At 71.0% G+C, this 23722-nt stretch carries 21 protein-coding genes; 9 read left to right on the plus strand and 12 right to left on the minus strand.

Annotation, left to right across the window (positions count from 1 at the left end; translation table 11 throughout):
- Window positions 1-3: 3 nt before the first annotated feature.
- The 3 genes from HL652_RS07255 to HL652_RS07265 all read right to left on the minus strand — a co-directional run bounded on the left by HL652_RS07255 (window position 4) and on the right by HL652_RS07265 (window position 2792).
- Window positions 4-999, minus strand: coding sequence for a D-alanine--D-alanine ligase (locus HL652_RS07255; RefSeq protein WP_171704709.1), 996 nt, complete (start codon window positions 997-999; stop codon window positions 4-6).
- Complete coding sequence (gene alr, locus HL652_RS07260) at window positions 996-2243, minus strand: alanine racemase (protein ID WP_171704710.1); 1248 nt, start codon at window positions 2241-2243, stop codon at window positions 996-998. The genes HL652_RS07255 and alr overlap by 4 nt, the downstream gene beginning before the upstream one ends.
- Window positions 2244-2327: 84 nt before the next feature.
- Window positions 2328-2792: a phage tail protein gene (locus tag HL652_RS07265; protein WP_171704711.1), complete on the minus strand. Its 465-nt coding sequence runs from the start codon at window positions 2790-2792 to the stop codon at window positions 2328-2330.
- Window positions 2793-3011: 219 nt separating this feature from the next.
- Between HL652_RS07265 and HL652_RS07270 the strand changes: the two genes are divergently transcribed.
- On the plus strand, window positions 3012-3350 hold the full coding sequence (locus tag HL652_RS07270) for a hypothetical protein (protein ID WP_171704712.1): 339 nt from the start codon (window positions 3012-3014) through the stop codon (window positions 3348-3350).
- Between the two features lie 75 nt (window positions 3351-3425).
- Here HL652_RS07270 and HL652_RS21905 read toward each other — a convergent pair whose 3' ends face one another.
- Together HL652_RS21905 and HL652_RS07275 are read right to left on the minus strand one after the other, a co-directional pair.
- Window positions 3426-3557: a hypothetical protein gene (locus HL652_RS21905; protein ID WP_256371297.1), complete on the minus strand. Its 132-nt coding sequence runs from the start codon at window positions 3555-3557 to the stop codon at window positions 3426-3428.
- 139 nt (window positions 3558-3696) lie between these two features.
- Complete coding sequence (locus tag HL652_RS07275) at window positions 3697-4047, minus strand: VOC family protein (protein ID WP_171704713.1); 351 nt, start codon at window positions 4045-4047, stop codon at window positions 3697-3699.
- A gap of 313 nt (window positions 4048-4360) precedes the next feature.
- Between HL652_RS07275 and HL652_RS07280 the strand changes: the two genes are divergently transcribed.
- From HL652_RS07280 to HL652_RS07290, 3 genes are all read left to right on the plus strand, one after another.
- Entirely contained in the window at window positions 4361-8908 is a 4548-nt protein-coding gene (locus HL652_RS07280) for a DUF7933 domain-containing protein (RefSeq protein WP_171704714.1), read from the plus strand.
- A 77-nt stretch (window positions 8909-8985) separates the two neighbouring features.
- Window positions 8986-10512 carry a SpaH/EbpB family LPXTG-anchored major pilin gene (locus HL652_RS07285; protein WP_171704715.1) on the plus strand — a complete coding sequence of 509 codons (1527 nt, stop codon included), beginning with the start codon at window positions 8986-8988 and terminating at the stop codon, window positions 10510-10512.
- A gap of 13 nt (window positions 10513-10525) precedes the next feature.
- On the plus strand, window positions 10526-11524 hold the full coding sequence (locus tag HL652_RS07290) for a class C sortase (protein WP_216604035.1): 999 nt from the start codon (window positions 10526-10528) through the stop codon (window positions 11522-11524).
- Here HL652_RS07290 and HL652_RS07295 read toward each other — a convergent pair.
- The 5 genes from HL652_RS07295 to HL652_RS07315 all read right to left on the minus strand — a co-directional run bounded on the left by HL652_RS07295 (window position 11504) and on the right by HL652_RS07315 (window position 15492).
- Window positions 11504-12796 (minus strand): cytochrome P450, encoded by a 1293-nt coding sequence (locus HL652_RS07295; RefSeq protein WP_171704716.1) that lies wholly within the window; start codon window positions 12794-12796, stop codon window positions 11504-11506. The two genes, HL652_RS07290 and HL652_RS07295, sit on opposite strands and share 21 nt — an antisense overlap.
- The gene (locus tag HL652_RS07300) at window positions 12793-13017 is read right to left on the minus strand and encodes a hypothetical protein (RefSeq protein ID WP_171704717.1); all 225 of its coding nucleotides are present in this window, start codon (window positions 13015-13017) and stop codon (window positions 12793-12795) included. Before HL652_RS07300 ends, HL652_RS07295 begins: the two co-directional genes overlap by 4 nt.
- Before the next feature lie 130 nt (window positions 13018-13147).
- Entirely contained in the window at window positions 13148-13603 is a 456-nt protein-coding gene (locus HL652_RS07305) for a MarR family winged helix-turn-helix transcriptional regulator (RefSeq protein WP_171704718.1), read from the minus strand.
- 148 nt (window positions 13604-13751) lie between these two features.
- Window positions 13752-14324, minus strand: coding sequence for a hypothetical protein (locus HL652_RS07310; protein ID WP_171704719.1), 573 nt, complete (start codon window positions 14322-14324; stop codon window positions 13752-13754).
- Between the two features lie 52 nt (window positions 14325-14376).
- Window positions 14377-15492 (minus strand): zinc-binding alcohol dehydrogenase family protein, encoded by a 1116-nt coding sequence (locus HL652_RS07315; RefSeq protein WP_171704720.1) that lies wholly within the window; start codon window positions 15490-15492, stop codon window positions 14377-14379.
- A gap of 88 nt (window positions 15493-15580) precedes the next feature.
- Between HL652_RS07315 and HL652_RS07320 the strand changes: the two genes are divergently transcribed.
- A complete protein-coding gene (locus HL652_RS07320) occupies window positions 15581-16153 on the plus strand; it encodes a TetR/AcrR family transcriptional regulator (RefSeq protein ID WP_171704721.1) in 573 nt (190 codons plus the stop codon).
- A 21-nt stretch (window positions 16154-16174) separates the two neighbouring features.
- Here the strand turns inward: HL652_RS07320 and HL652_RS07325 are convergent, their stop codons facing one another.
- Window positions 16175-17278 (minus strand): phosphotransferase, encoded by a 1104-nt coding sequence (locus tag HL652_RS07325; RefSeq protein ID WP_171704722.1) that lies wholly within the window; start codon window positions 17276-17278, stop codon window positions 16175-16177.
- A gap of 66 nt (window positions 17279-17344) precedes the next feature.
- Here HL652_RS07325 and HL652_RS07330 point away from each other — a divergent pair, with 66 nt between their 5' ends.
- Window positions 17345-18697, plus strand: coding sequence for an aspartate aminotransferase family protein (locus HL652_RS07330; RefSeq protein WP_253743711.1), 1353 nt, complete (start codon window positions 17345-17347; stop codon window positions 18695-18697).
- 24 nt (window positions 18698-18721) lie between these two features.
- On the opposite strand, the gene HL652_RS07335 is transcribed toward HL652_RS07330, so the two are convergent.
- Complete coding sequence (locus HL652_RS07335) at window positions 18722-19900, minus strand: PucR family transcriptional regulator (protein ID WP_171704723.1); 1179 nt, start codon at window positions 19898-19900, stop codon at window positions 18722-18724.
- A gap of 112 nt (window positions 19901-20012) precedes the next feature.
- Here HL652_RS07335 and HL652_RS07340 point away from each other — a divergent pair, with 112 nt between their 5' ends.
- From HL652_RS07340 to HL652_RS07350, 3 genes are all read left to right on the plus strand, one after another.
- Window positions 20013-21434: an aldehyde dehydrogenase family protein gene (locus HL652_RS07340; RefSeq protein WP_171704724.1), complete on the plus strand. Its 1422-nt coding sequence runs from the start codon at window positions 20013-20015 to the stop codon at window positions 21432-21434.
- Between the two features lie 36 nt (window positions 21435-21470).
- Window positions 21471-22583 carry an alcohol dehydrogenase catalytic domain-containing protein gene (locus HL652_RS07345; protein WP_171704725.1) on the plus strand — a complete coding sequence of 371 codons (1113 nt, stop codon included), beginning with the start codon at window positions 21471-21473 and terminating at the stop codon, window positions 22581-22583.
- A gap of 142 nt (window positions 22584-22725) precedes the next feature.
- On the plus strand, window positions 22726-23706 hold the full coding sequence (locus HL652_RS07350; protein ID WP_171704726.1) for a sugar ABC transporter substrate-binding protein: 981 nt from the start codon (window positions 22726-22728) through the stop codon (window positions 23704-23706).
- Window positions 23707-23722: the final 16 nt, after the last annotated feature.

The raw sequence follows: 23722 nt of genomic DNA on the forward strand, positions 1-23722 counted from the left end.
ACATTATCTCCGTCCGGCATTGCTCACCGCCGGGTGCGAGGCGAGCGCCTCAGTGATCACCAGGTCGACGAGCGCGGGGTAGCCGACACCGGCGGCGGCGAACATGCGCGGCACCTGCGAGTGAGGGGTGAACCCGGGCGTGGTGTTGATCTCGTTGAGCAGCACCCCGTCGGGGGTCACGAAGAAGTCGAGCCGCGCGATGCCGGCGCAGCCGATCGCGTCGTAGGCGAGCAGGGCGGCGCGCTCGAGCGCTGCCTGCTCGCCGTTCTCGAGCGGCGCCGGAACGATGAACCGCGCCTCGCCGCCGTACTTCGTCTCGTAGTCGAACACGCCGTCGACCACGATCTCGAGCGGCGGCGGGATGATCACCTGGCCGTCGGCGCGCCTCAGCACGGCGACGTCGATCTCGCGCGCGCTCACGTACGGCTCGATCAGCACGCGCTCGTCGACGGCGAAGGCGGTGGTGAGCGCCGAGGCGAATTCCTGCGCGGTGGCGGCGGCCGAGACGCCCACGCTAGAACCCGCCGACACCGGCTTCACCACCACGGGCCCGCCGTCGAAGCTCCGGATGCGCGACTCGGCGGTCGTACGCTCCAGCACCTCGCCGGGGGCCGTCGCGACCCCGGCCGCTGCGGCGAGCAGCTTCGTGGCGTGCTTGTCGAGGCCCACGGCGCCGGCCGCCACCCCCGATCCGGCATACGGCACGCCGACCAGCTCGCAGAGCGCGGCGAGTGAACCGTCTTCACCGTGGCGGCCGTGCACGGCGGGGATGACGACGTCGACGCGCTGCAGCAGGTCGAGCGCCGCGGGGAAGCCGATCGGCGCGGAGGCGCGGTGGTCTGTGGGGTCGTACCAGCATCCGTCTCGGCCGATGGTGAGAGGCACCGGGCGGTAGCGGTCGGGGTCGAGGGCGGCGACGACGGCCGCCGCCGACGCGAGGGAGACCTCGTGCTCGGCGTTGCGGCCGCCGCCGACCACGGCGACGCGGAGGCGGCTCATGAGGCGGCTCCGATCGGGCCGGTCTCGACGACGGGGGTCCGGGGCGGCCCGCCGGGGGAGCCGGCGGCGGGCCCGCGCGGCGCGGGTCGGCCGTGCACGACGTCGCGTCGCAGCCGGGAGCCGAGGCGGGTGACGAGCTCGTGCTCGATGGTGTCCGACCAGGTGGCCCAGTCGCGCAGGGTCGGTTCGCCGCCGCTGCCGCTGGCTCCGCCGTCGCCGCCGTCGCCTGGGCCGAAGACAGTGACGGTGTCGCCGACCGCCGCCGTGGCGCCGACGCTCGTTCCCGTGCGCGGGGAGTCGCCCAGGTCGACGACGAACTGATCCATCGAGATGCGGCCCACCACGGGCGCCCGGCGGCCGCGCACGAGCACCTCGGCGCTGCCCGAAGCGGCCCGGGGGAGTCCGTCGGCGTAGCCGAGGCCGACCAGCCCGAGTCGCGTGGGCCGCTCGCTCCGCCATTCCTGCCCGTAGCCGACGGGGGTGTTGGCGGGCACGTCGCGGATTCCCACGAGCGGTGCGGTGAGGGTCATCGGCTGCCGCAGACGCGTGGTGCGGGAGAGGTCGATGCCCACGAGTCCCGCGCCCACCCGCGCGGCGGTGAACCGGGTCGAGGGCAAGGTGAGCACGGCCGAAGTGGCGGCGAGGTGCAGCAGGGTCGGCCGGAGGCCGCTGTGCGCGGCGATGTCGGCACCCCACTCGAACAATGCCCGGCCCAGGGTGTTGCTGGGGGCGAGCGGAGCATCCGCTTCGCTGAGGTGGCCCATGAGGCCGACGACGCGCACGTCGCCGCGCAGCTCGGCCGCGCGCGCTGCGACGCAGAGGTTCACCAGGTCGACCGGGGCGACACCGTCGCGGGCGAGCCCCGTGTCGAGGTGCAGGTGCACCCGCGCCAGGCCGCGGGTCGCCGCGGCGAGCTCGAGCTGGCGCAGACCCGGCACCGCGAGATCGATCTGCTGGTCGACCGCGTGCTGGAAGAGCTCGGGGTCGGGCTCGTTGAGCCAGCTGAGCAGGGGAGCCGTGATGCCGGCCTCACGCAGGGCGAAGGCCTCGTCGAGGCGGGCGACTCCGAGCATCCCCGCCCCCGCGGCGAGCGCCGCCCGGGCCACGGCGACGGCCCCGTGGCCGTAGCCGTCGGCCTTCACGACGGCGATGAGGAGCCCCGCCGACCGCTCGCGGAACAGCCGCGTGTTCTGCGCCACGGCGTCGAGGTCGATGCTGAGCCGGGCTCCCGTCGGATGCGTCATACCTCGACGCTAGGAACCCCACCGTGCCCTCCGCCTCCGTCGCAGGTGCCGTTCGGCTGCCCGCAGGGTGGAGGGCGGCGCGGGTCAGTGCTCGCTCTTGATGGTGAAGTAGGAGCCGCGGATGGTGCCGGCGAGCTTCGACTTCTGGCGGGCGAACTTGAAGCGCTCGGCGAGTTCGGCGGGAACCTCCATGCCGTCGGAGAGCTTGAAGCCGACAGCGCGCTTTCCGGCGTCATCGAGGGTGTACATGACGTTGATCGACAGGCCGCTCTCGTAGAACAGGTAGGCCATGCGGATGCCCGCCACCTCGAACTCCGTCGCCTCGAGCACCGGCGACTCGATGACGATGTCGCGTTCGCTCTTCAGGATGTCGGTGACCCACGCCACCGTGTCGGGCGCCTCGGCCGCCGGGTGCACCACGAAGGTGTGGTCGTACTTGTTCTTGAAGTAGCGCGCCTCGTTCGCCCGAAGCCCGGCGAGCGCGTCGGCCACCGGCGACGACTCGAGCCCGGTGGTGGAGACAGTGGTGAAGTCGACGGTGTACGACATTCTGGCGGTTCCCTCCGCATCCCTCGCCCGCATCCGCGAGCCTTCGACCCATTACAGCACGCCGCGCCCCGCGTCGGCGCGGTACTGAGGCGGGTGGCGGAGCGGGGCGGGTATGGCGCGTGGAACGGATGATGTCAACGCCCTGTGGATGGAGCGTGCAACGGATAGGGTCGTGCTCCGGCGGCCGTGGTGGGCGCCGTGTCGAGAGGAACAGGATCCATGCCGTTTCGAAGCAGAGCCACCCTCGAACTCTGGTTGCGGGAGTTCGAGGGTCAGGGGCACGACATCACGGGCGCCATCGAGGTGATCGTGCAGAACGGCTTCGACGAGGGTGACACCGGCCTCGTCGTGGTGCGACTGCGGTACGTGCCGATCGACGTCTACATGGCGCCGCTCGCCCCGGGCGACCCGCGTTGGGCGACCACCTTCACGCGGCGCGACTCCGAGGTGTCGCTCACCGCCGTCGAGCTCAGAGGGCTCGCCGACGAACTCGCCCTCGCCGCCGAGGTCTGCGAGTTCCTCGAGGCCGCGTCGGCCGAGCACATCCGCACCCACTGAGACGAGCGACGCTTCTCGCGAGCACGCTGGTGCGACTTAGGGCTGACGACGGGGGAGAGTGTTCGATCCGTCGGCCTACGACCTGAGCGCTCGGCCGTCCGATGCGGCGTCGGGGGAGTAGTCGACTCCGAACTCAAGGCTCCAGAGAATGGCGTCTTCGGTGGGGTCGGTGTGGCTGTCGTCGAGGGGTCTGCCGGTGTGCTGCATGTCGTTCGTCCTCCTGGGTGTGGAGTGGGGTGGCATCGACCTTCCCATACATCTGCACCGATCGTGATCCGCATTCCGTCGTCGTCATCCGATGCGCGAGCGAGATGCGGCGTCAGGCGAGGCGTGCGGCCGACCGTCGCTACCCCGGCAGCTCCCACAGCTCGAGGGGCAGGCCTTCGGGGTCGTGGAGGCGCACGAAGCGCCCGTAGTCGGTCTCCCAGTCGGCGCGGCGCTCGACCTCGATGCCGGCCGCTTCGAGCCGTTCGACGAGGGCGTCGAGCTCGGTGACGCGGAGGTTCAGCATGAACGACTGCTCGGCCGGGAAGTAGTCGCTGTCGGCGGGGAACGGCGCGAACACGGTCATCCCAGCCTCCTGGTTCCACACCGCCTCACCGCCCGACTCGATGCCGAGATGCTCGCGATACCAGGCGGCCCGGGCCTCCGGATCGCGACTGCGGAAGAACACCCCACCGATTCCCGTGACCGTCATGCCGCCATCTTAGACAGCCGGCAGCCGGCCCGAGGAGAGAGGAAGACCGAATATCACATCGTTCTTCCGCCATGCCAGACAGCGGTCGAAGTCGACACTACTGAACTTTTCAGACACGTGTCGAAATTCGATCCGGATCTCAGTAGTCGGGATCTTGTCCCATCGGTGAGCCTCTTTTATCTTTGTGAAGTCAGCCCTGTTGGGGGGGTGTCGACACCGGGGTTCGGGGTCATCGTTTTCGTGCTGCACAGGCGTCACTGCTGTGCCGGACGGCTGACGCACGCCTGGCCGCCTCTTCTGCACTGCGAGAACCATGAGCTCCATCGTCAGCCTCCTCCGGCGTCACCGCCCCAGGAGAACGAAGGCGTCGCTGCGGGTCGCCGTGACCGGAGCAGTCGCCGTCGTGCTGGTGGGCACCTTGCTCTCACCGGGCGCGGTGCAGCCGTCGGCCGCCTCACCGTCCGTCCCGCCGCACGACGAGGTGGTCGGCACCGCCGTCGCACCCGAGCCCGAGACCGGCACCGAACCTGAGACCGGCACCGAACCCGAGACCGGCACCGAACCCGAGACCGGCACCGAACCCGAGACCGGCACCGAGCCCGCGCCCGGCACGGAGCCCGACGCCGAACCCGAGACCGGTGTCGAGCCGGGGGGAGAGGCCGCCCCCGAGACGGATGCGGTGCCCGCCCCCGAGACCGACCCGACCGATTCGCCCTCCGACCAGCCCGACTCCGACCTGCCCACGACCGCACCGCCCACCCCTCCTGCCGACACGCCCGCGCCCGCCGAACCCACCGAGACCGACGCCCCGGTGCCGCCCGTCGAGCCCTCCGCGAACGACCCGCCCGAAGCATCCGCGCGCCAGTCCGACGACCTCTCGACCTTTGCCGCCGGTACCGCCGAAGCCCCTGTGCAGGTCTTCATCGAGACCTTCGAACAGGGCGTCGCCACCACCCCCGTGCGGGTCGACCAGTACGCCACGAACCGCTACACCGGCTCGGCGTTCTGGCTCAACGTGAACAACTGCAACGGCGTCGTGGTGAACTACAACGCCACCTTCCCCGCCACCCCCTTCTGCACCCTCGGCGAAGCCACCGCCGCCCGCTTCAAGGTCGCCCGCATGGCCGACGTGCTGGGCCAGGTGCAGACCAACGCCGCAGCCGGCGCCGTGAACCCCGGCGGCGCGACCGACACCACGCCGGTGAACGGGTCGACCGCCACCACTCGCGCGAACCACTCGGTGACCGCGATGACGAGCGCCGCCCAGGGCACCCAGGCCGCCAACCAGGTGGTGCTCGAGTCGGTGGCCGCCGTCGGCGTGACACCCACCCCGTCGACGGCTCGCTACTACTCGATGTCGATCGACGTCTCCGAAGACTCCTGCGCTCTGCGCCCGGGCGGTCTCAACAACAACTCCCGGCTCGACCTCAGTCTGGTCACGGGCACGACGGCGCGGCCGCTCACCGCCGCTCCGATCGTCGCTTGCAACGTCACCAACGGCCGGTACACCTCGAACGTCTTCCCGGCAGACAACCAGACCGACCCCTGGGGCACCGGCAGCCCCTCCACCCGTGCCGGCCGCTTCTTCACCGACACCGCGGTGCTGCTCACGCCGGCCGAGGCCGCGTCGGCCCGGGTGCGGCTGGTGAACCAGAAGTCGGAGACCGCGGGCAACGACTTCTCCTTCGACAACCTCCGTCTGCTCGACGCCACCCCGAGCCTCGACCAGCAGTTCAGCCCCACCACCGTCGCCGCCGGCGTGCCGTCGACCCTCACGTTCACCGTCACGAACACCTCCGAGCTCGCCGCCAAGAGCGACTGGAGCTTCACCGAGACCCTGCCGAGCGGCCTCGTCGTCGCCGCCACCCCGGCCGTCGGCGGCACCTGCGTGAACTCCACGGGCACCGCCTACGCGGTCACCGCCGCCGCCGGGGCGAGCACGATCGCCGTGGTCGGCGGCGACCTCGCCGCGGGCGCCACGAGCTGCACCGTGACGGTGAACGTGGTGTCGAGCACCGGGGGCACCTACACCGCGGGCCCCTCCACCGTCAGCACCGTGCTGAACGCCCCCGAGACCGCGAGCCTCACCGTCGAGCCGCCCACCACCGTCACCGTGCGCACGAACGTGGTGAGCCGGGCGCAGCCCGCCGACCAGTTCCGTCTCGCGCTCCTCTCGGGGTCGACCGAGGTGGCGAGCGCCACCACGACGGGCTCGGCGCTCGGCGTGCAGACCCAGCAGGTGGGCCCCGTCTCGGTCACCCGGGGCGCCACGTACACGGTCGCCGAGTCGGTGGTGACGTCGGCCCAGCTGCGCACCTACACCTCCACCTACGAGTGCACGCGGGGCACGACGGTGATCGCCCGGGGCACCTCCGTCTCCGGCTCCCTCACCATCCCCGACGAGGCGGGGGTGAGCATCGTCTGCACCTTCACGAACACGGCGCAGGCGGTGCCGAGCCTCTACTGCGACGGCGCCTACCTCTACGGTGTGCGGTCGGATGGCGCGCTCACGCAGACCAACGTCCTCAGCTCGCCCTCGGCCATTACCGCCACGGTCATCGCCGCGGGCCCGGCGGGCGTGACCAACACGAACTCCCTCGCCATCGACGTCGAGGGCCGCACCGCCTACGCCATCACCCGCAGCAGCGCGACGAACACCAACACGGCGACGGGCGTCATCATCTACAGCATCTCCGCGTCGGGTACCCTCTCGGCGACGCGCACCGCCTTCGCCACGGCGCAGTCACTCGGCGTGCCCGCCTCCATCACGATGGGCGCCTTCGACCCCGTGGCTCGCGCCTACGTGGTGGGCACCACCAGCGTGGTCAACAACGTCGGCCGCATCAACCTCTGGCGCTTCAACGGGGCCACGGCGAACCCGATCTTCACGCTGCTCGGCTACGTGAACACCGGCGCGAACTCGGCCGGCAACGGCGACATGGCGTTCGACGCGAAGGGCAACCTGCACATCCTCCGCAGCGACGGCACGGATGCGCAGTTCTTCAGCGTGGCCGGCCCGGTTCTCGCGGCGGCACCCGCCGGCAGCGAGATCGCCGCCACCGCGTCGACGCAGCGCACCCTGAGCGGCATCGGCGCCGGCCCCCTGAACGGCCTCGCCTTCTCGCCGCGGGGCACCGCCTTCGTCGGCACCGGCACCAACGGTTACCAGTTCGACCCCACCACCTGGACGGCGATCGCCGGAACCCCGACGGTCATCCTCGGCACCGACGCCGTGCCGAGCACCGACCTCGCCACCTGCGCGTCGCCCTCCACCTTCTCGCTCAGCAAGTCGGTGCTCAGCCGGGTGACAGGTCAGGCGCACAACTTCCGGGTGGCGGCGTCGGTCGGCGGCTCGGAGGTCGCGTCGGCGCTCACGGGAACCACCGGCACCACGGCGAGCGTCGGCCCGGTTCCGCTTCCCGTCAACACCATCGTCACCATCTCGGAGCTGCTGCAGACGACGCTGGGCACGACCACCGCGGTGCCGGCCACCTACACGGTCATCTACGAGTGCTGGGCCGACGGGGTGCGCCTCGTGTCGAGCCGCATGGACTCGACGCGCACCGCCACCGTCACCATCCCGAACCAGGTGAGCGTGGGGGTCGCCTGCACCATCTACAACACGGCCCAACCCGTGGCCGAGGTGACGGTGAGGAAGAGCCTCGTCGACGGCCTGGGCGCCAACCCGCAGCCGGGCGCCGGGTGGACGGTGGGGGCGGCCGTGACCTCCGCCGGCGCGGGCACCGTCGTGCTCCCCATCGACCCGTCGAGCACCGGCACCGCGGCCGGGCGCTCGGAGGGCGTCACGGGGGCCACCGGTTCGGCCTCGTTCTTCGTCATCTTCAGCTCGGCGACGGGCGCCGCGAACCTCTCGGTGCTCGAACGCCAGCTCACCGGGTTCAGGCTCGACAGCCTGAGCTGCACGGTGACCCGCGGCACGGCGGTGAGCACGACGACGGATGCGAGTGCTGCGCTCGACTCGAGCGGTTACGCCGTGCGCGCGGTGACCGGCACGATCGCCCCTGGCAACACCGTCGACTGCACCTTCACCAACCGCGCCGTTGCGACGCTCAGCCTGGTGAAGACGGTCTCGTACGGAACGGCCGCACCGTCGTCGTGGCAGCTGCAGGCCACCCGCAGCACGACCGCTGCGCTCGCCGGCCCCACCGGCGCGGGCGGCAGCGGCACCCTGAGTGCCGTGCAGGTCTCGGCCGAGACGCCGTACCGGCTGAGCGAAACGGGTGGCCCCGCCACCTACGTGCAGGTCGGGGAGTGGGCCTGCGTCACCGCGACCGGCGGCACCGTTCCCGTGTCGGCGGCGGGCGACGTGTCACTCGCCCGCGGAACCGCCGTCACCTGCACCGTGACGAACGCCACAGCATCCGTCACCCTGCTGAAGAACGTGCAGAACCCCTCGACGGGTTTCCAGCCCTCGACCTGGAACCTCACCGCCACCCCCGCCACCCTCGCGGGGCTGACGGCGAGGACCGTCGCGGGTGCCGACTACCTGCCTGCCGGCAACCCGGCCAGCACCTTCGACGTGCGCCCCGGGCACAGCTACACGCTGAGCGAAGCGCTGGCCCAGTCGGGAACCCGCCTCGCCTACCGCCAGGTGCGGCTGGAACTGCGGCAGGCCGACGGGTCGTGGGCGCCGGTGACGAACGCCACCGTCACCGCGCCCGCCGCCGGCCAGACCGCGATCTACCGCTTCGTGAACGCGCCCGTCGCCCCCACCGCCCTGCCCCTCACGGGCGGACCGAGCACCGACGCGTACCTCGTCTCGGGGTTCGCCGTGCTCGCCCTCGCACTCGCCCTTGCCGTCTGGCACAGGCGTCGCCGAGCACGAAGGAGCACCGCCTGAAGCGCCTCATCGTGACCGGACCCATGTTCCACCAACCAGCAGTGTCATCACCCCTCTTCACCGAACGGAGAAACCTCATGTCCTCACCCGCATTCAGGCGGATCACCGCCGCGATCGGGGCCGTCGTGCTTGCCGCCGGCGCGGCGATCGTATCCGTCGCGCCTGCCCAAGCCGTCATCCTCCCCGGAAACATCGACTCCACGCAGCAGCGCACGCTCACCGTGCACAAGTTCGCCCTCGGCCCGGGCAACGGGGCGGTGGCCGGAACCGGCCAGCAGCTGCCCTCCACCACCAACCTCGGCACCCCGCTGCCGGGTGCGGTGTTCACCGCGACGCAGGTGGCCGGCGTCGACCTCACCACGCCGGAAGGCTGGACGATCGCCACCAACCTCACGCCGGCGACGGCGGCGAACCGGCTGAGCACCACGTCGTTCACCTCGACCCCGTCGGCCGCCAACGGCACGGCGAACTTCACGGTCGACCCGGCGACGTACCCGACCGGCATGCCGATCGGTCTGTACTACGTGCAGGAGACCGTGCTCCCGGCCGACGCCACCAACCCGACCGCGCCGTTCCTGGTGTCGCTGCCGCTGCCCACGGGCCCCGTCGGCGCCCCGGCGAACCAGTGGATCTACGACGTGCACGTCTACCCGAAGAACGCGGTCACCGAGCTGACGAAGACGCGGGTTCCCGCACCGGCGAACTCCGCCGAGGCGCGCAACCCCGACCTCATCCGTTGGGCCATCGCGTCGAGCATCCCGACCCTCGCCGCCGGTGACACCATCACGAACTTCTCGCTCGCCGACTCGGTGCCCACCGATCTCGAGTTTGTGGAGACGCCGCCCGCCGGTGTGTCGCCGACGACCGTGACGGTCACGAGCGCCGCGGGAATCGCGCAGAACTTCGTGCTCGGCACCGACTACACCATCACCACGACGGCGTCGACCTCGACGCTCACCTTCACCCCGGGCGGTCTGACGCGCCTCACCACCCTGCAGGGCGGCGTGGTGTCGTTCAACGTGCTCACCCGCGCGGTGACCATCCCGGCCAACGGCCTCATCGTCAACAGCGCCACCGCCACCATCAACGGCGCGACCGAGACCGTGACGGGCACCACCCCGATCGGCCAGCTGACGGTGCTCGCCTACGAGAGCAACAACGGCAGCCCGCGCGTGCCGCTGGCCGGCGCCGTCTACCAGGTGTACCTCACCCAGAACGACGCCAACCTGCAGCAGAACCCGATCTTCATCGCGGGTCAGCAGAACTGGACCACGGGCGCCAACGGTCTGGTCGTCATCCCGATCGTCACGCCGGGCAACTACTACGTGCGTGAGATCACCCCGCCGGCCGGCTTCAACCTGCCGCAGTCGAACCCGATCCAGGCCGTCGTGGTCGCGGGCCCGACTTCGACGGTGCCGCCTGTGCAGAACTACGTGGAGTTCAACCACACCCAGGTGTCGGGAGCGAACTTCCTGCTGCCGCTCACCGGTGGTGACGGCGGGCTCTGGTTCGGTCTCGGGGGTGGAGCGCTGCTCGTGCTCGCCCTGGGCTCCGCGGTCGTCGTCTCGCGCAAGCGGGCAGCCGCGGCGCGCGAGCTCGCGTAGCTAGGCTGAGGACATGACAGCGGAGGTGGGGCGTCGTGACGGCGTCCCACCTCCGCCGCGTGCGGGAGAAGACGTCGTCACCCGGAGAGCACTCCGGCGGAGCCGGCGCTGGCGCCTGCCGAAGGTGCCGCTCGCCATCGCCGTGGTGACCGTCATCGGGGCGGGTCTGCTCCTATTCCCCACGATCGTCTCCTGGTTCAGCCAGTACGAGCAGTCGCAGCGCATCACCGAGCTGAGCGACGACGTGGCCGACCTCAGCGTCGAGACCCTCCGCCAGCGACTCGACGAGGCGCGCGCCTACAACGCCCAGCTCACCGGCGACGGTGCCAACGTCGCCGCGGACGAACGCCTCCCGCTGGCCGAGCAGCCGGAGCAGGGCGGCGACTACGCCGCCATCCTGCACGCCGACGAGAACGGTCTGATGGCGCGGCTGAAGATCCCCTCCATCGCCGTCGACCTGCCCATCTACCACGGCACGAGCGACGACGTGCTCGACCACGGCGTGGGCCACCTCGAGGGCACCGCCGTGCCCGTCGGCGGGCGCACCACGCACTCGATCCTCACGGCCCACCGGGGCCTCGCGACCTCCGAGCTGTTCACCCACCTCGACCGCGTCGCGCTCGACGACACCTTCACTATCGAGGTGTTCGGGGAGGTGCTGACCTACCGGGTCGTCGACACCCGGGTCGTCGAACCCACCCAGACGGAGACGCTCGTGCCCGTGGTCGGCGAAGACCTCATCACGCTGGTCACCTGCACGCCCCTCGGGGTCAACAGCCATCGCATCCTGGTGACCGGGGAGCGGGTCATCCCGACCCCGCAGAGCGATCTCGACGGCGCGGGCGAGCGCCCCGAGATCCCGACCTTCCCGTGGTGGGCGCTCATCGCCGCCGGGGTGCTCGCCGTGGCGTCGCTCTACGTCTGGTGGTCGGGCCGCCCTCCGGCGCCGCGCCCGACCTCGGGTCGGCCGGGCACGGAGGGAGCGGCCGACTCAGTGGAAGGGGCAGCGTGACGGCGGACCGGATGCGCGCACACGGCCCCCTGAGGCGGGCTTCGTGGGCAGGCGGCGGCGGTTCACCCGCAGCCCCTCGTCGAGCACGGTGACCCGCGGGTCGCTCAGTGCGGCGACCGCGGAGGCGAGGCCGGCGATGGCGAGCTTCTCGCCGGGGCAGCGGTGGCCGGTGGGCACCTCCGCCCCGCCGTGGGGGATGAAGACCGGGATGGCCTCGTAGTCGTCGACGCCGACGAACCGCTCGGGGTCGAACGCGGTGGCGGCCTCCCACGAGCTCTCGTCGGTGTTCGTGCCGAGGATGTCGAGCAGGAGGCGCCCGCCGCGCGGCAGCCGCTGCCCGTCGACCTCGAGGTCGGCGAGCGCCCAGCCCGGCAGCAGCGGCACGAACGGCGCCGTGCGCCGGATCTCCTGCGCGAACGCGGTGGCGAGCGGCCCGCCCACCAGGGCGCCGCGCTCGGCAGTCTCGTGGGCGATGCGCTCGCGCCACTCGGGTCGGTCGTGCAGCTCCTTGGCCGCGAAGGCGACGAAGCGGGCGACCGCGATCAGCGGCCGGACGCTGTTCTGCAGCTCGACGCCCGCGAGACGCGCCTCGAGGAGGTCGCCTCGGCGATCGCGGTGCCATGCCCAGGCGTGCAGCGCGGTGCCCTCCGCGGGGTGCAGGGCGCCGGTGCGCACGGCCTCGACGAGGTGCTTCGCGTGCGTGTCCGACCACAGCCGGTTGCCGTAGGCCAGCAGGTACTCGGGGGAGTACGGCGCTCCGAAGCCGTCGACGATCTGGGCGAGCCGCGTCGCCCAGCGGGTCTTCGCGGCCGGCGTTCCCGGCAGGCCCGCCCAGCGCATCCCGGCCCGGCCGAACACACCCACCGCCGCGTCGTAGGCACTGCGGTCGCCGCCGCGCTCCCAGTCGTCGAGCTCGACCCGCCACTCCGTCTCGAACAGCGGGGTCAGCCTTGCGACCTGCTCGTCTTCGTAGGCGACGTCGACGAAGGTCGCCTTGCGGTGCCGGTGCTCGTCGCCGTCGAGGCTGTGCACCGACCCGCGGCCGAACAGCGTCTCCTGCACGAGGGCCGGCATGGCGCCGTGGCGGGCGACGCGTGACTCGTCGTAGAACAGCTCGACCGCGTCGGCGCCGCGCACCAGGAGGGCGTCGTCCCCGAGCAGACGCATGGGTGCAGCGCGTGCTCCGGGGCGCACCCGCGACCACACGCGCGAGCCGAGGCCGTAGCCGTGGAGCATCAGCCGCACGGAGTCGTCGAGGAGGGGACGGCTCATCGCTTGTAGGCTCCCGGGCGGGGCGGGAAGGTCATGCGGCGCCTCGCGGAGTCGGTGAGCTCGGTACCCCCGCCGCCTGCTGCCGCTCCGCCGTCGCCGCTGGCGTCGCCCGGCGCGCCCGTCGTCACGTCGTCGAGCGTGAGCAGCCCGTCGGGGTCGCGGTGGTCGCGCTCGCCGTTCAGGCGGGCGCCCAGCTGGGCCTTGTCGTCGTCTCGTGCCATGTCTCACGGCTCCTTTCGCGAGCCCACGACCGTGGGTGCCGGGGCTGCTGACCAGCCCACTCCCGCATCCGTGCACCGCAAGGGGACTGCCAGGGCACTCCCGGTTCTGCTAAAGGACGGGAGGAGCCGACTAGGGGGCCCGATGCCCGATGGCCGAGCTCAGCGCGTGCAGGAAACGGATGCCCGACTCGCGTTCGGCCTCACCCATCCGCTTCAGCACACCGACGAAATCGGTGCCGGGGCCGCGTGCCGACTCCACCAGCGACGCGCCCTCCTGGGTGGGGTGCAGGGACAGCGCTCGGCGGTCGGAGGGGCTCACCGCGCGGGTGACGAGTCCCCGTCGTTCGAGGCGGTCGATGAGCACCGTGATCGACGCGCTGGTGATGCCGATGCCGGCCGCGAGCGACTTGGGGCTCACTCCTTCGCCGGCCCGCGAGGCGTCGACGATGTGCTCGAGCGCCTGTTCGTCGTTCGCCGAGAGACCCGTGCGCTCGGTGATCTCGCGGCGCCGCTGCACCTCGGCGTTCCAGAGTTCGGTGAGGGCGTCGACGAGGTCGTCTGCGGAGTGCTGGAGTGAGGAGTTCACTGGGCTGCTTTCTCGTCGTTGCGTCAAGTGAACACCCGAGTCGCCTCGGCCGCCGCCCCGAATCGCGTTCGAGACCCGATCGACACCTTTTGGCCCCGCGCGGCGCCCGCCTGGCGCCCGCCCGGCGCTCGCCAGGATGGCGCGTTGCTCAGGCGGGCGGGCACGTGACGGTGAACGAGGAGATCGCGTCGACCTGGGGTGCGCCCGACATGTCGTAGTCGCCGATCGCCGGGGCGGCGGGGTCGCGGGGAAGAACGGATGCTCGTCCTTCGGCCCCGACGACGGTGTAGGTCGTCGACCCGTCCGAGCCCTCTTCGGCTTGCACCGATCCCTCACCCGAGAACTGGGCGACCAGGTCGTCGCCGACGACCCAGCTGTAGACGTCGGGACCGCCGTCGGTCGCGAAGGTCGCACCCAGGCCGGGGGCGGGCGACGTGTTCGCGACGGTCGCCAGATCGCCGGAGCAGGAGAGCAGGCCCCCGGGCTCGAAGGTGCCGATCAGGGTGGTCGCGGTGCCGTCGAGCTCGAACTCGATGGCGGCGACGGGGCCGGTGCCCTCCTCCCACGGCACCTCGGCTGCCGGGCTCTGCTCGCTCGGCGCCGTTTCTTCGGTAGCGGGTGCGCCCGCGTTCGCAGAGCATCCGCTCAGGGCGATGGAGACGGAGACGGCGAAGGCGCAGGCGAGAACGGACAGGGGACGGGCGACGATCGTGCGGTTCACCCCGCCGACCCTATCCGGGGCGCCCGGTCGGCGCCCGCCGCTCCTCCCGCGGTCAGAGCACGACGACGAGCTTCTTCGCCGAGACTCCGGCGCGCAGGCGGTCGAGGGCCGTCTGGATCGACTCGAGCCCCTCGCCGACCACCTCGGCCTCCGGAGCGGGGCGGTGCGTGCCGTCGGCGAGCGCTCGGGGCAGGTGGTCGTGCCACAGCATCCGGCCCACCTCGTTCGTCATGAGCGCGCTGCCCCACACGAAGCGGGCGCTGATGCCGTGCCGCCGCGCGGTGAGCTGGGTGAGGGCGGTCGAGGCGCCCAGGCGCGTCATCGTGAGCGCGGCGGTGACGCTGGGGCCGCCGCGCCGGGGGAGTGACGCGAACGAGACGGCCGGGCTCGCGAGGGCGACCCGACGGGCGCCCGTCGCCGCGGCGAGGGCGACAGCGGCTGCGCCCGACCCGGTGCCCACGGCCAGCACGCCCACGACCTCGTCGCCCCGCAACGCCTCGCTCAGCCGGTCGACGGCCGTGCTGTCGCGATAGTCGACGACGAGATCGGCGCCAAGGTCGCGCATCCGCTCGTGATTGCGCGGTGAGGCCGTGGTCACGACCCGGTGGCCGGATGCGACGGCCAGCTGGATCGCATTGCTCCCGACGCTCGTCGACCCGCCCCAGACCACGACGGTGCCCCGGCCGCCCACCGGTGCGGGTGTCGGGTGTGGGAGAGCGAGGTGATCGCGCTGGAACAGGGCGGTCGCCGCCGTGGAGACGGCGAGCGGGAGCACGACGGCGTCGTGGAAGGCCAGCGTGTCGGGGAGGGGCGCGGTGAGGCCCTCGCGCACGACCACGAACGACTGGAACCCTCCTTCGGCGCGGTGCCTCGTGCCGCGCTCCATGCCCACGGCGTAGGCGACGACGCGGTCGCCGGGAGCGAACCGCGTGACGTCGGGGCCCACCGCGGCCACCTCACCCGCGACGTCTTCGCCGAGCACGGCGGGGTAGGGGAGCCAGCGGTACATGAGGTTCCCCGTCCACTGCTTGACGTCGTCGAGCGGGTTCACGGCCACCGCGCGGGTGCGCACGAGCAATTCGCCCGGGCCCGGCACGGGCATCTCGGCGGGGCCGACCACGACGTCGGAGCGGGCCTCGGGCAGCCAGGCGGCGGAGTTCGTCGACACGGGGATTCCTTCCACGGATGCTCTGATGACATCTCGTGCCATCACGATAGCACTGATGACACGTCGTGCCATCGGCTATGGTTGAGCCATGCCTCGCTGGGCCCCCGACGCCGCTCTGCGCCTCGAGCGCGCCGCCATGGAGCTGTTCGCCGAGAAGGGTTACGAGCAGACCACGGTGCCCGAGATCGCCTCTCGCGCCGGCCTCACCACACGCACCTTCTTCCGGCACTTCGCCGACAAGCGCGACGTGCTCTTCCTGCGCGAACGCGAACTGCCCACGGTCGTCGCCGGGGTGCTCGAGGGCGCGCCGACGGGTCTCGCGCCGATGGCACTCGCCCTGTACGGGCTCGAGACGGTGGCGAGCGGCGACCTCGAAGACTGGAAGCGCGACGTGCGCGCCCGCCGCGCCGTCGTCGACTCGGAGCCCAAGCTGCGCGAGCGCGAACGCCTGAAGTCGGCGGTGCTGACCGACGCGATCGACCGGGCGCTGCGCACCCGAGGCGCTTCGCCCGAGGAGGCGGCGCTGACGGCGGCGGTCGCCGCCGCGCTCTTCGACACGTCGCTCGCGCTCTGGCTGGCGGGCGGCGACGACGTTCCGCTCATCGACGTGCTGCGGCGTCAGCGGGCGCTGCTCGGGCGGCTCGTCATCCCCGGCTCCTAAAGCCGGGCCCCGCCCGCCCTGTCACGGCGACGTGCCGCTGCTCCATCGCTCCTCCGCGGCGCGCAGAAGGAGTTCGGCGGTCTCGAGGGAGCCGTGGAGGCGGGCTGCCGCGTAGGCCGCGCGTGCGCCGGTGAGCCGCGAGGTCCAGACGGCGGCATTGGTGGCGAGCCTGGCGGCAGCGAGGGGGAGCACCACCGCGTCTTCCTCGGCGGAGATCGGGTAGCTCTCCGCCCACCCACGCAGGACGGTCGAGACGGCAGCGACCGGGTCGTCGGTATTGCGCGCCGCGTAGGCGGCAGCGATCACCGGCTCGGAGATGCGGATGCTCGTGAGCATGTCGCCGAAATCGAGGATGCCCGTGATCTCGTGCGGGGAGGAGCGGTCGACGAGCAGATTGGAGTCGTGCAGATCGTGGTGCACCACCGCGCGGGGGATCGCACCCAGGCGTGGCTCGACCTCTGCCTGCATCAGGTCGATCACGCGTTCCGCCACGCGCTCCAGCCGCTCGGCCGGAGCGGAGAGCGGTGGTGCGCTCTGCGACAGCATTCGGCGCGCTCGGATGCGCTCCATCGAACGCTCGATCGTCGTGGCCGCGGCCGTGATCTCCCAATCGTGACCGACGAGGCCTGTGGGTGCCTGCTCACGGCCGAGCGCCGTCTGTAGCCGGGCGGCCGTGCGCCCCACGCTCCGCAGCAGCTCCTTGCTGAACGGCACCTCCTCCAGGGGTGCGCCGGTCAGCCACTCCGAGACCTGCACCAGAACCGATCGACTCCTCGTGGCACCCTCGGCGGTGAGGGAATCAGCCCGCGACCGCTTCGGGCGGGCCACGGGTAGGCCCTGCCTCGACAGTCGGTCGACCACCTCGTGCTGCCACCGGGCCGCCGCGCCCGTCGGGTCGTCGGCCCAGAAGACTTTGACGGCCAGGGAGCCCCCGTCGCGCTCGTCGACCCGGCACACCGCGGAACTCTCTGCGCCCAGGGGTGTGACGCGGGCGCCGCGCACGCCGTAGAGGTCTTCGACAAGATCACCGACCTCGGCCGCGGTGAGGTTCACGGCTTCGTGAGACGCCACCGTCTGCTCCGGTGGGAGCGCGCTCTGCTGCGGTGTGAGTGATGAGGAGGCCACGTTCGTCAGGGTATCGGATATTGGTCACCAATCGCTATGATTGGTGACCAATACGAGGAGGATGCGGTGGCGGCAGCGAGAACGATGCACATGGTGAACAGCTACGACCCGTCTGCCGGGGTGCCCTTGGGGCCCCAGACGGCGGCCTTGATCGCACGACGCCAGAAGGTGCTCGGAGCCCCTTACCGCTTGTTCTACCAGCGGCCGGTCGAGCTGAGCCGGGGCGAAGGAGCGCTGCTCTTCGACCCCGAAGGTGCCGACTATCTCGACGCTTACAACAACGTGCCGGCCGTCGGCCACTCCAATGCGCGGGTGCAGGAGGCGGTCGCAGCACAGCTCGGCAGGCTGAACACGCACACCCGTTACCTCACCGACTCGGTCGTCGACTACAGCGAGCGGCTGCTCGATCTCTTCCCCGACCACCTCGAGCAGGTCATCTACGCCTGCACCGGCAGCGAGGCGGTCGACCTGGCGCTGCGCGTCGCCGCGCACGTGACGGGTGCGCACGGCGTCGTCATCACCTCGAACGCCTACCACGGCACCACCCAGGCATCGGCGGCGATCTCTCCGAGCCTCGGCCCCCACAACGTGCTGCCCCCGCATGTGGTCACCGTCATGGCACCCGACCCTCTGCGCGATCCGAGCGGCGAGGGTGAGGCGGCCGCCCTGTTCGCGAGTCGGGTGGGGGAGGGCATCGCCGAGCTCGAGCGACGGGGCATCCGGTTCTCGGCCCTCATCGTCGATTCGGTGCTGTCGAGCGACGGCCTGGTCACCCACCCGGCCGGAGTGCTCGCTCCTGCGGTCGAGGTGGCCCGACGGCACGGCGGTCTCTACATCGCCGATGAGGTGCAACCCGGCTTCGGCAGGCTCGGCTCGGCGTGGTGGGGCTTCGCGCGTCACGGGGTCGAACCCGACCTGGTGGTGCTCGGCAAACCGATGGGCAACGGCATCCCCATCTCGGCGGTGGTCGGTCGCTCCCGCATCTTCGACGCCTTCGGGCGCGACGTGCGCTACTTCAACACCTTCGGCGGCAACCCCGTGAGCATCGCCGCGGCGCAGGCCGTGCTCGACGAGATCGACCAGCGCGATCTGCGCGGGAACGCCGAGCTCAGCGGCTCCGCGCTGAAGCAGGGTCTCGACGAGCTCGCGCGACAGGACGCGCGCCTCGGTCAGGTGCGCGGGGAGGGCTTGTTCCTCGCCGTCGAGCTGGTCGACCCCGACGTCGGCAACGGCCACGACCCCCACCCGGCGCTCGCCAACGCCATCGTCAACGGGTTGCGGGGCAAGCGTGTGCTGGTCAGCGCATCCGGCCGCTACGACAACGTGCTGAAGATCCGCCCGCCGCTCGTGTTCGAGCCGCAGCACGCCGCCCGGCTGCTCACGGCGCTGGACGAGGTGCTCGACGAACTGCCGCACTGATGTGGCTCACCGGCTCCACGGCGCTCACACCTCGAAGCCGCGATACTCCAGCGCGAGGATGAACGCCGCCGCATCGCGCGGCACCGACAGGTCGTGCTCGGTGAGCTCCCGGATGCGGTTCAGCCGGTTCACCACGGTGTTGCGGTGGCAGAACAGGGTCTTCGCCGTGTCACCCACCGACCCGGTGCGGAGATAGACCCGCGCCGTCTCGACGTGCACCTCGCGCTCGGCCTCGGGCAGCTCGAGCAGCGCGCTCAGCACCTCGTCGGCGAACATCTCGCCGATACGGCCCATCCCCGACACGAGCACCCGCGGCCAGCCCAGAGTCATGCCGTAGGAGCCCGAGGCGGTGTGCGGCCGCACGTCGGCGAGCGCGCGCCCGAACTCGATGGCGGCGGGGAGCTGGGAGACACCGTGCGCCACGGGGCTCACCGAACAATCGAGCTGGTTGACCGCGCGGATCGCGGCGAAGTCGCGAGACTCGTCGGTGACGACGACGAGCAGCACGGCCACCTCGTCGAAGCGGTGCGAGATGGCGCGGATGCCCTGGCGTTCGAGCTGCTGCCCCAGCCGGAGCACTTCGCCGTCGCGCCCCGGACGCGCGTGCACGACCCTGAACTGGGCGCCGGGGTCGACCCCGAGCGAGGCGCTCAGTCGTCGCACCGCGTCACGATCGCCGCCGCCGCTCAGCATGAGCAGTCGGAACAGGTCGTCGCGCAGTTGGGCCGAATTGCGGCCGCGCGCGTTCGCCTCGTCGAGGTAGGAGGCCTGCACGTCTTCGACGTAGAGGTCGAGTGTCTTCCAGAACTCGGCGGAGTAGGTGAGGAAGAGCTCGTCGGCGGGAAGGTTGTGGGCCATGATGTAGCGCCACAGCACGCTGAAGTTGAGCCGCACCGCCCGGCTCAGCGCGTTGAACGGAACACCCTGCCTGGCGCGCTTGCGGCCGAGCTGGATGGGGAAGTCGACGAGGTCGGCCGGCATGCTCGCGTGCAGCAGGGTGCGGATGAGGTATTCCACCGCACGATGATTGCTCTCGCGCAGGTCGACCTCCCCGACGATCGCCGACTCGTAGCCCTGCAGATTGTGGAACTCGCGGATGAACTCGTCGACGAGCACGCTCGGGTCTTCGAGCAGGGGGAGGAGCGTCGGGCGCAACGCCTCCGCCATTCCGCGGCCCGTCTCGGTGTCGAGTTCATTGTGCAAGTGCATATCGTGCCTTCGGTAAATCGCACGGATGGTCTATTGATGCCCTCCGCAGCTGGATTCTATTCTCATCGAATACTCGCGTGACGAGCAGAGACGATAAGGAGAACCCGTGGACCTCACTGTGGGAAACGTGATCGATGGCGTCGTGCGCCCGATTGGGCAACTGACCACCGATCTCGTGAACCCCGCCACGGGGGAGCGGGTCGGTTCGGCGACGCTCAGCCGCTCGGCGGAGGTCGATGAGGCCATGGAGGCCGCCGCCGCCGCGTGGCAGAGCTGGCGCCGCACGACCCCGCGCGAGCGCCAGGAGCGTCTCCTGCACCTAGCCTCGCTGATCGAGGAGAACATCGACCGCATCCTCGAGGCCGAGGTGCTGCTCACCGGCAAGCCCCGGCAGGCCACGCTCGACTTCGAGCTCCGTCGCGCGGTCGACAACATCCGCTTCTTCGCCGGCGCCCTCCGGGTCGTGCCGGGAGCCGCTCAGAACGAGTACGCGGTGGGTCTCACCTCCTCGATCCGCCGTGAGCCCATCGGCGTGATCGCCCAGATCACTCCCTGGAACTTCCCGTTCATGATGGCCGTGTGGAAGATCGTGCCGGCGATCGCCGCGGGCAACACGGTCGTGCTGAAGCCGGCCGAGACCACCCCGACCTCATCGGTCATCCTCGCCGAGCTGGCCCACATCGCCCTGCCGTCCGGTGTCATGAACGTCGTGCTCGGCGACCGCGACACCGGCCGGCTGATGGTGGAGCACAACCGACCCGCCATGGTGTCGCTCACCGGAAGCACCCGCGCCGGGTCGGACGTGATGCGCTCTGCGGCACCCACCGTGAAGCGGCTCCACCTGGAACTCGGGGGCAAGGCGCCTGCCGTCGTGTTCGCCGACGCCGACATCGACTACGCTGCTCGCCAGATCGCCGAGGGTGCGTTCTGGAACGGCGGCCAGTCGTGCACCGCCGAGGCGCGTGTGCTCGTCGATGCCACGGTCAAAGATCGTTTCGTCGACGCCCTGCTCGCGGCCACGAAGCAGCTGCGCACCGGCGGCCCCGACGACACCACCGCCTTCTACGGCCCGGTGGCGAGCCAGACCCAACTCGACCGCGTGCTGCGATTCTTCGAACGGCTGCCGAGGCACGCCCGCATCCTCACCGGGGGCACGAGTTCGGGGCCTGGCTTCTTCGTCGACCCGACGGTGATCGACGGTGTGAACGACGACGACGAGATCGTGCGCGAGGAGGTGTTCGGGCCGGTGCTCACCGTGCAGAGCTTCACCAGCGAGGAAGAGGCGGTGCGGCTGGCCAACTCCACGCCCTACGGCCTCGCCGCGAGCGTGTGGACCGCAGACCAGGGCCGCTCGGCCCGTCTGTCGATCGAGATCGATGCCGGAACGGTCTGGGTCAACTGCACCCAGAACATCCCCTCCGAGACCCCTCATGGCGGATTCAAGTCGTCGGGGGTGGGGAAGGACCTGTCGGTCTACTCGCTCGACGACTACTCCAACATCAAGCACGTGCTGACCGCACACCGCTGAACCCCGACGCCTCCCGACCGAGAGAAGGACCTCCCGATGAGCACCACGAGCTACTCCGCCATCCTGTTCGACGACGCCGAGACCGGGCCCGTCGTCACCGAGGTGACGGTGCGCGAACCCGCTGGCCGCGAGGTGCTGGTGCGCATGGAAGCCTCCGGCCTCTGCCACTCCGATCTGCACGTGGTGCTCGGCGAGTGGCCGTTCGACTACCGCATCGTGCTCGGCCACGAGGGCGCCGGTCGCGTGGAGGCGGTCGGCCCCGACGTCGACGACCTCGCGGTCGGCCAGCGCGTGATCGTGAACTGGTACGCCTCCTGCGGCAGCTGCCGGGAGTGCGACGCGGGCAAGCCGTATCTCTGCGTGAGCACCTCGGCCATCGACAACGTGCTGCCCGACGGCACGACGCCGATCACTGCACCCGACGGCATCGAGGTACGGCCGCTGCTCGGTGTCGGCACGCACGCCGAGTACTCGCTGATGACCCGCGAAGCCGTGGTGCCGGTGCCCGACGAGGTGCCCGCCGACGTGGCGGCGATCATCGGCTGCGCCGTGACCACCGGCGTCGGCGCCGTGCTGAACACCGCACAGGTGCAGGCCGGCCAATCGGCAGTCGTGGTGGGGGCCGGAGGCGTCGGACAGTCGATCATCATGGGCTTGAAGCTCGCGGGCGCGCATCCGATCGTCGCCGTCGACCTCAGCGACGACCGGCTCGAGGCGGCGCGGGAGTTCGGTGCCACCGCCGTGTTCCGCGGCGACGACCCCGAGCTGAACTTGAAGGTCGCCGAGCTCACCGAGGGCGGAGCCGACTTCGCCTTCGACGCCATCGGGCACCCGAGCACCTCGGCGAACCTGCCGAACCTCATCCGCAACGGCGGCGCCGCCGTCATCGTCGGCATGCCCGCGCGCGACGCCGAGGTCCCCTTCCTCACCTGGCCCCTGGTGGCGGCGAACAAGCGCATCCTCGGCTGCAACTACGGCTCGTCGAACCCCGCAGTCGACTTCCCCAAGATCGCCGGGCTGTACCTCGCCGGCAAGCTCCCGCTCGATCGTCTGATCGACGGTCACATCCCTCTCGGCGACTATCCCGCCGAGATCCGCGCCCTCGCACAGGCCAAGGGGCGCAAGAAGGTCGTCGACTACTCGCTCTGACCCGAGCCCGAGAGCCGTCGCGACCTTCGCGGAACACCCGTAACACCTCATCACCCTGCACCACAGAAGATCGATCCCGCGCACGCCCGTGCCCGGGCAGACCGGCGCGCCCGGCGCAGCCGAACGACCCCTGGAGAATCACATGCAGATCAGAAGAATCCTCGCCGCGACCACCGCGGTCGCCCTGCTGGGCACCCTCGCCGCGTGCAGCTCGTCGTCTGACGCGGAGGGGGGTTCCTCCACCGACGCGGGCGGCAAGGGGGCCGTCGCGATGAGCTTCGCCGGCATGGACATCACCATCTGGAACGACGAGCTGAAGTTCATGCGGCCGATCGTCGAAGACGCCGGCTACGAGTTCCTCACCGACGACCCGCAGTGGCAGGTGCAGAAGCAGGTGAACGACTGGGACAGCTGGATCACCCGCGGCGACGTGAAGGCGATCATGGGCTTCCCGGTGCAGACCGACGCGATCGTACCCGTCACCCAGCGAGCGCAGGAGGCGGGCATCCCCGTGCTCGCCTACGCGGCCCCTTGGGAAGGTGTCACCGCGGGCGTGCTCGTCGACGGCTACGCCGACGGTGTGACCGTGGGTGAGGCCGCCGGCGAGTGGATCAACGAGAACTACGCCGATGCCGCCGAGGTGCCGGTGGGCATCGTCGCCGACATGACGAGCGACTTCGGCAAGCAGAAGGCCGACGGTCTGAAAGACGGGCTGGAGCAGACCGCGAAGAACGTGAAGGTCTACAACCTCCCCGGCGTCTCGCGCGACGAGGGCTACGCCGCGGCGACCGCGCAGCTCACCGCCCACCCCGACACCAAGGTGTGGCTCGGCACGAGCAACGACAACATGACCGGTGCCTACCAAGCGCTGCTCGACTCGGGCGTGGCGAAAGACGACCCCGGCTACGCGGTCGGGTCGCCCGACGCGACGAACGAGACCCTCGACATCATCGGCATCCCCGACAGCATCTGGCGCATCGGCTTCATCGTCTCGGCCAAGGAGCTGGGCGAGGCGAACGCGAACATGCTCGTCGCGGCGGCGAACGGAGACGACGTGAAGGACGTGACGATCTCGGCCCAGCGGGTGACGCCGGAGAACATCGACGGCTTCTACGTGAAGTAGTCGACTCCCCACGTGA

The sequence above is a fragment of the Herbiconiux sp. SALV-R1 genome, assembly GCF_013113715.1.
Taxonomy (GTDB): domain Bacteria; phylum Actinomycetota; class Actinomycetes; order Actinomycetales; family Microbacteriaceae; genus Herbiconiux.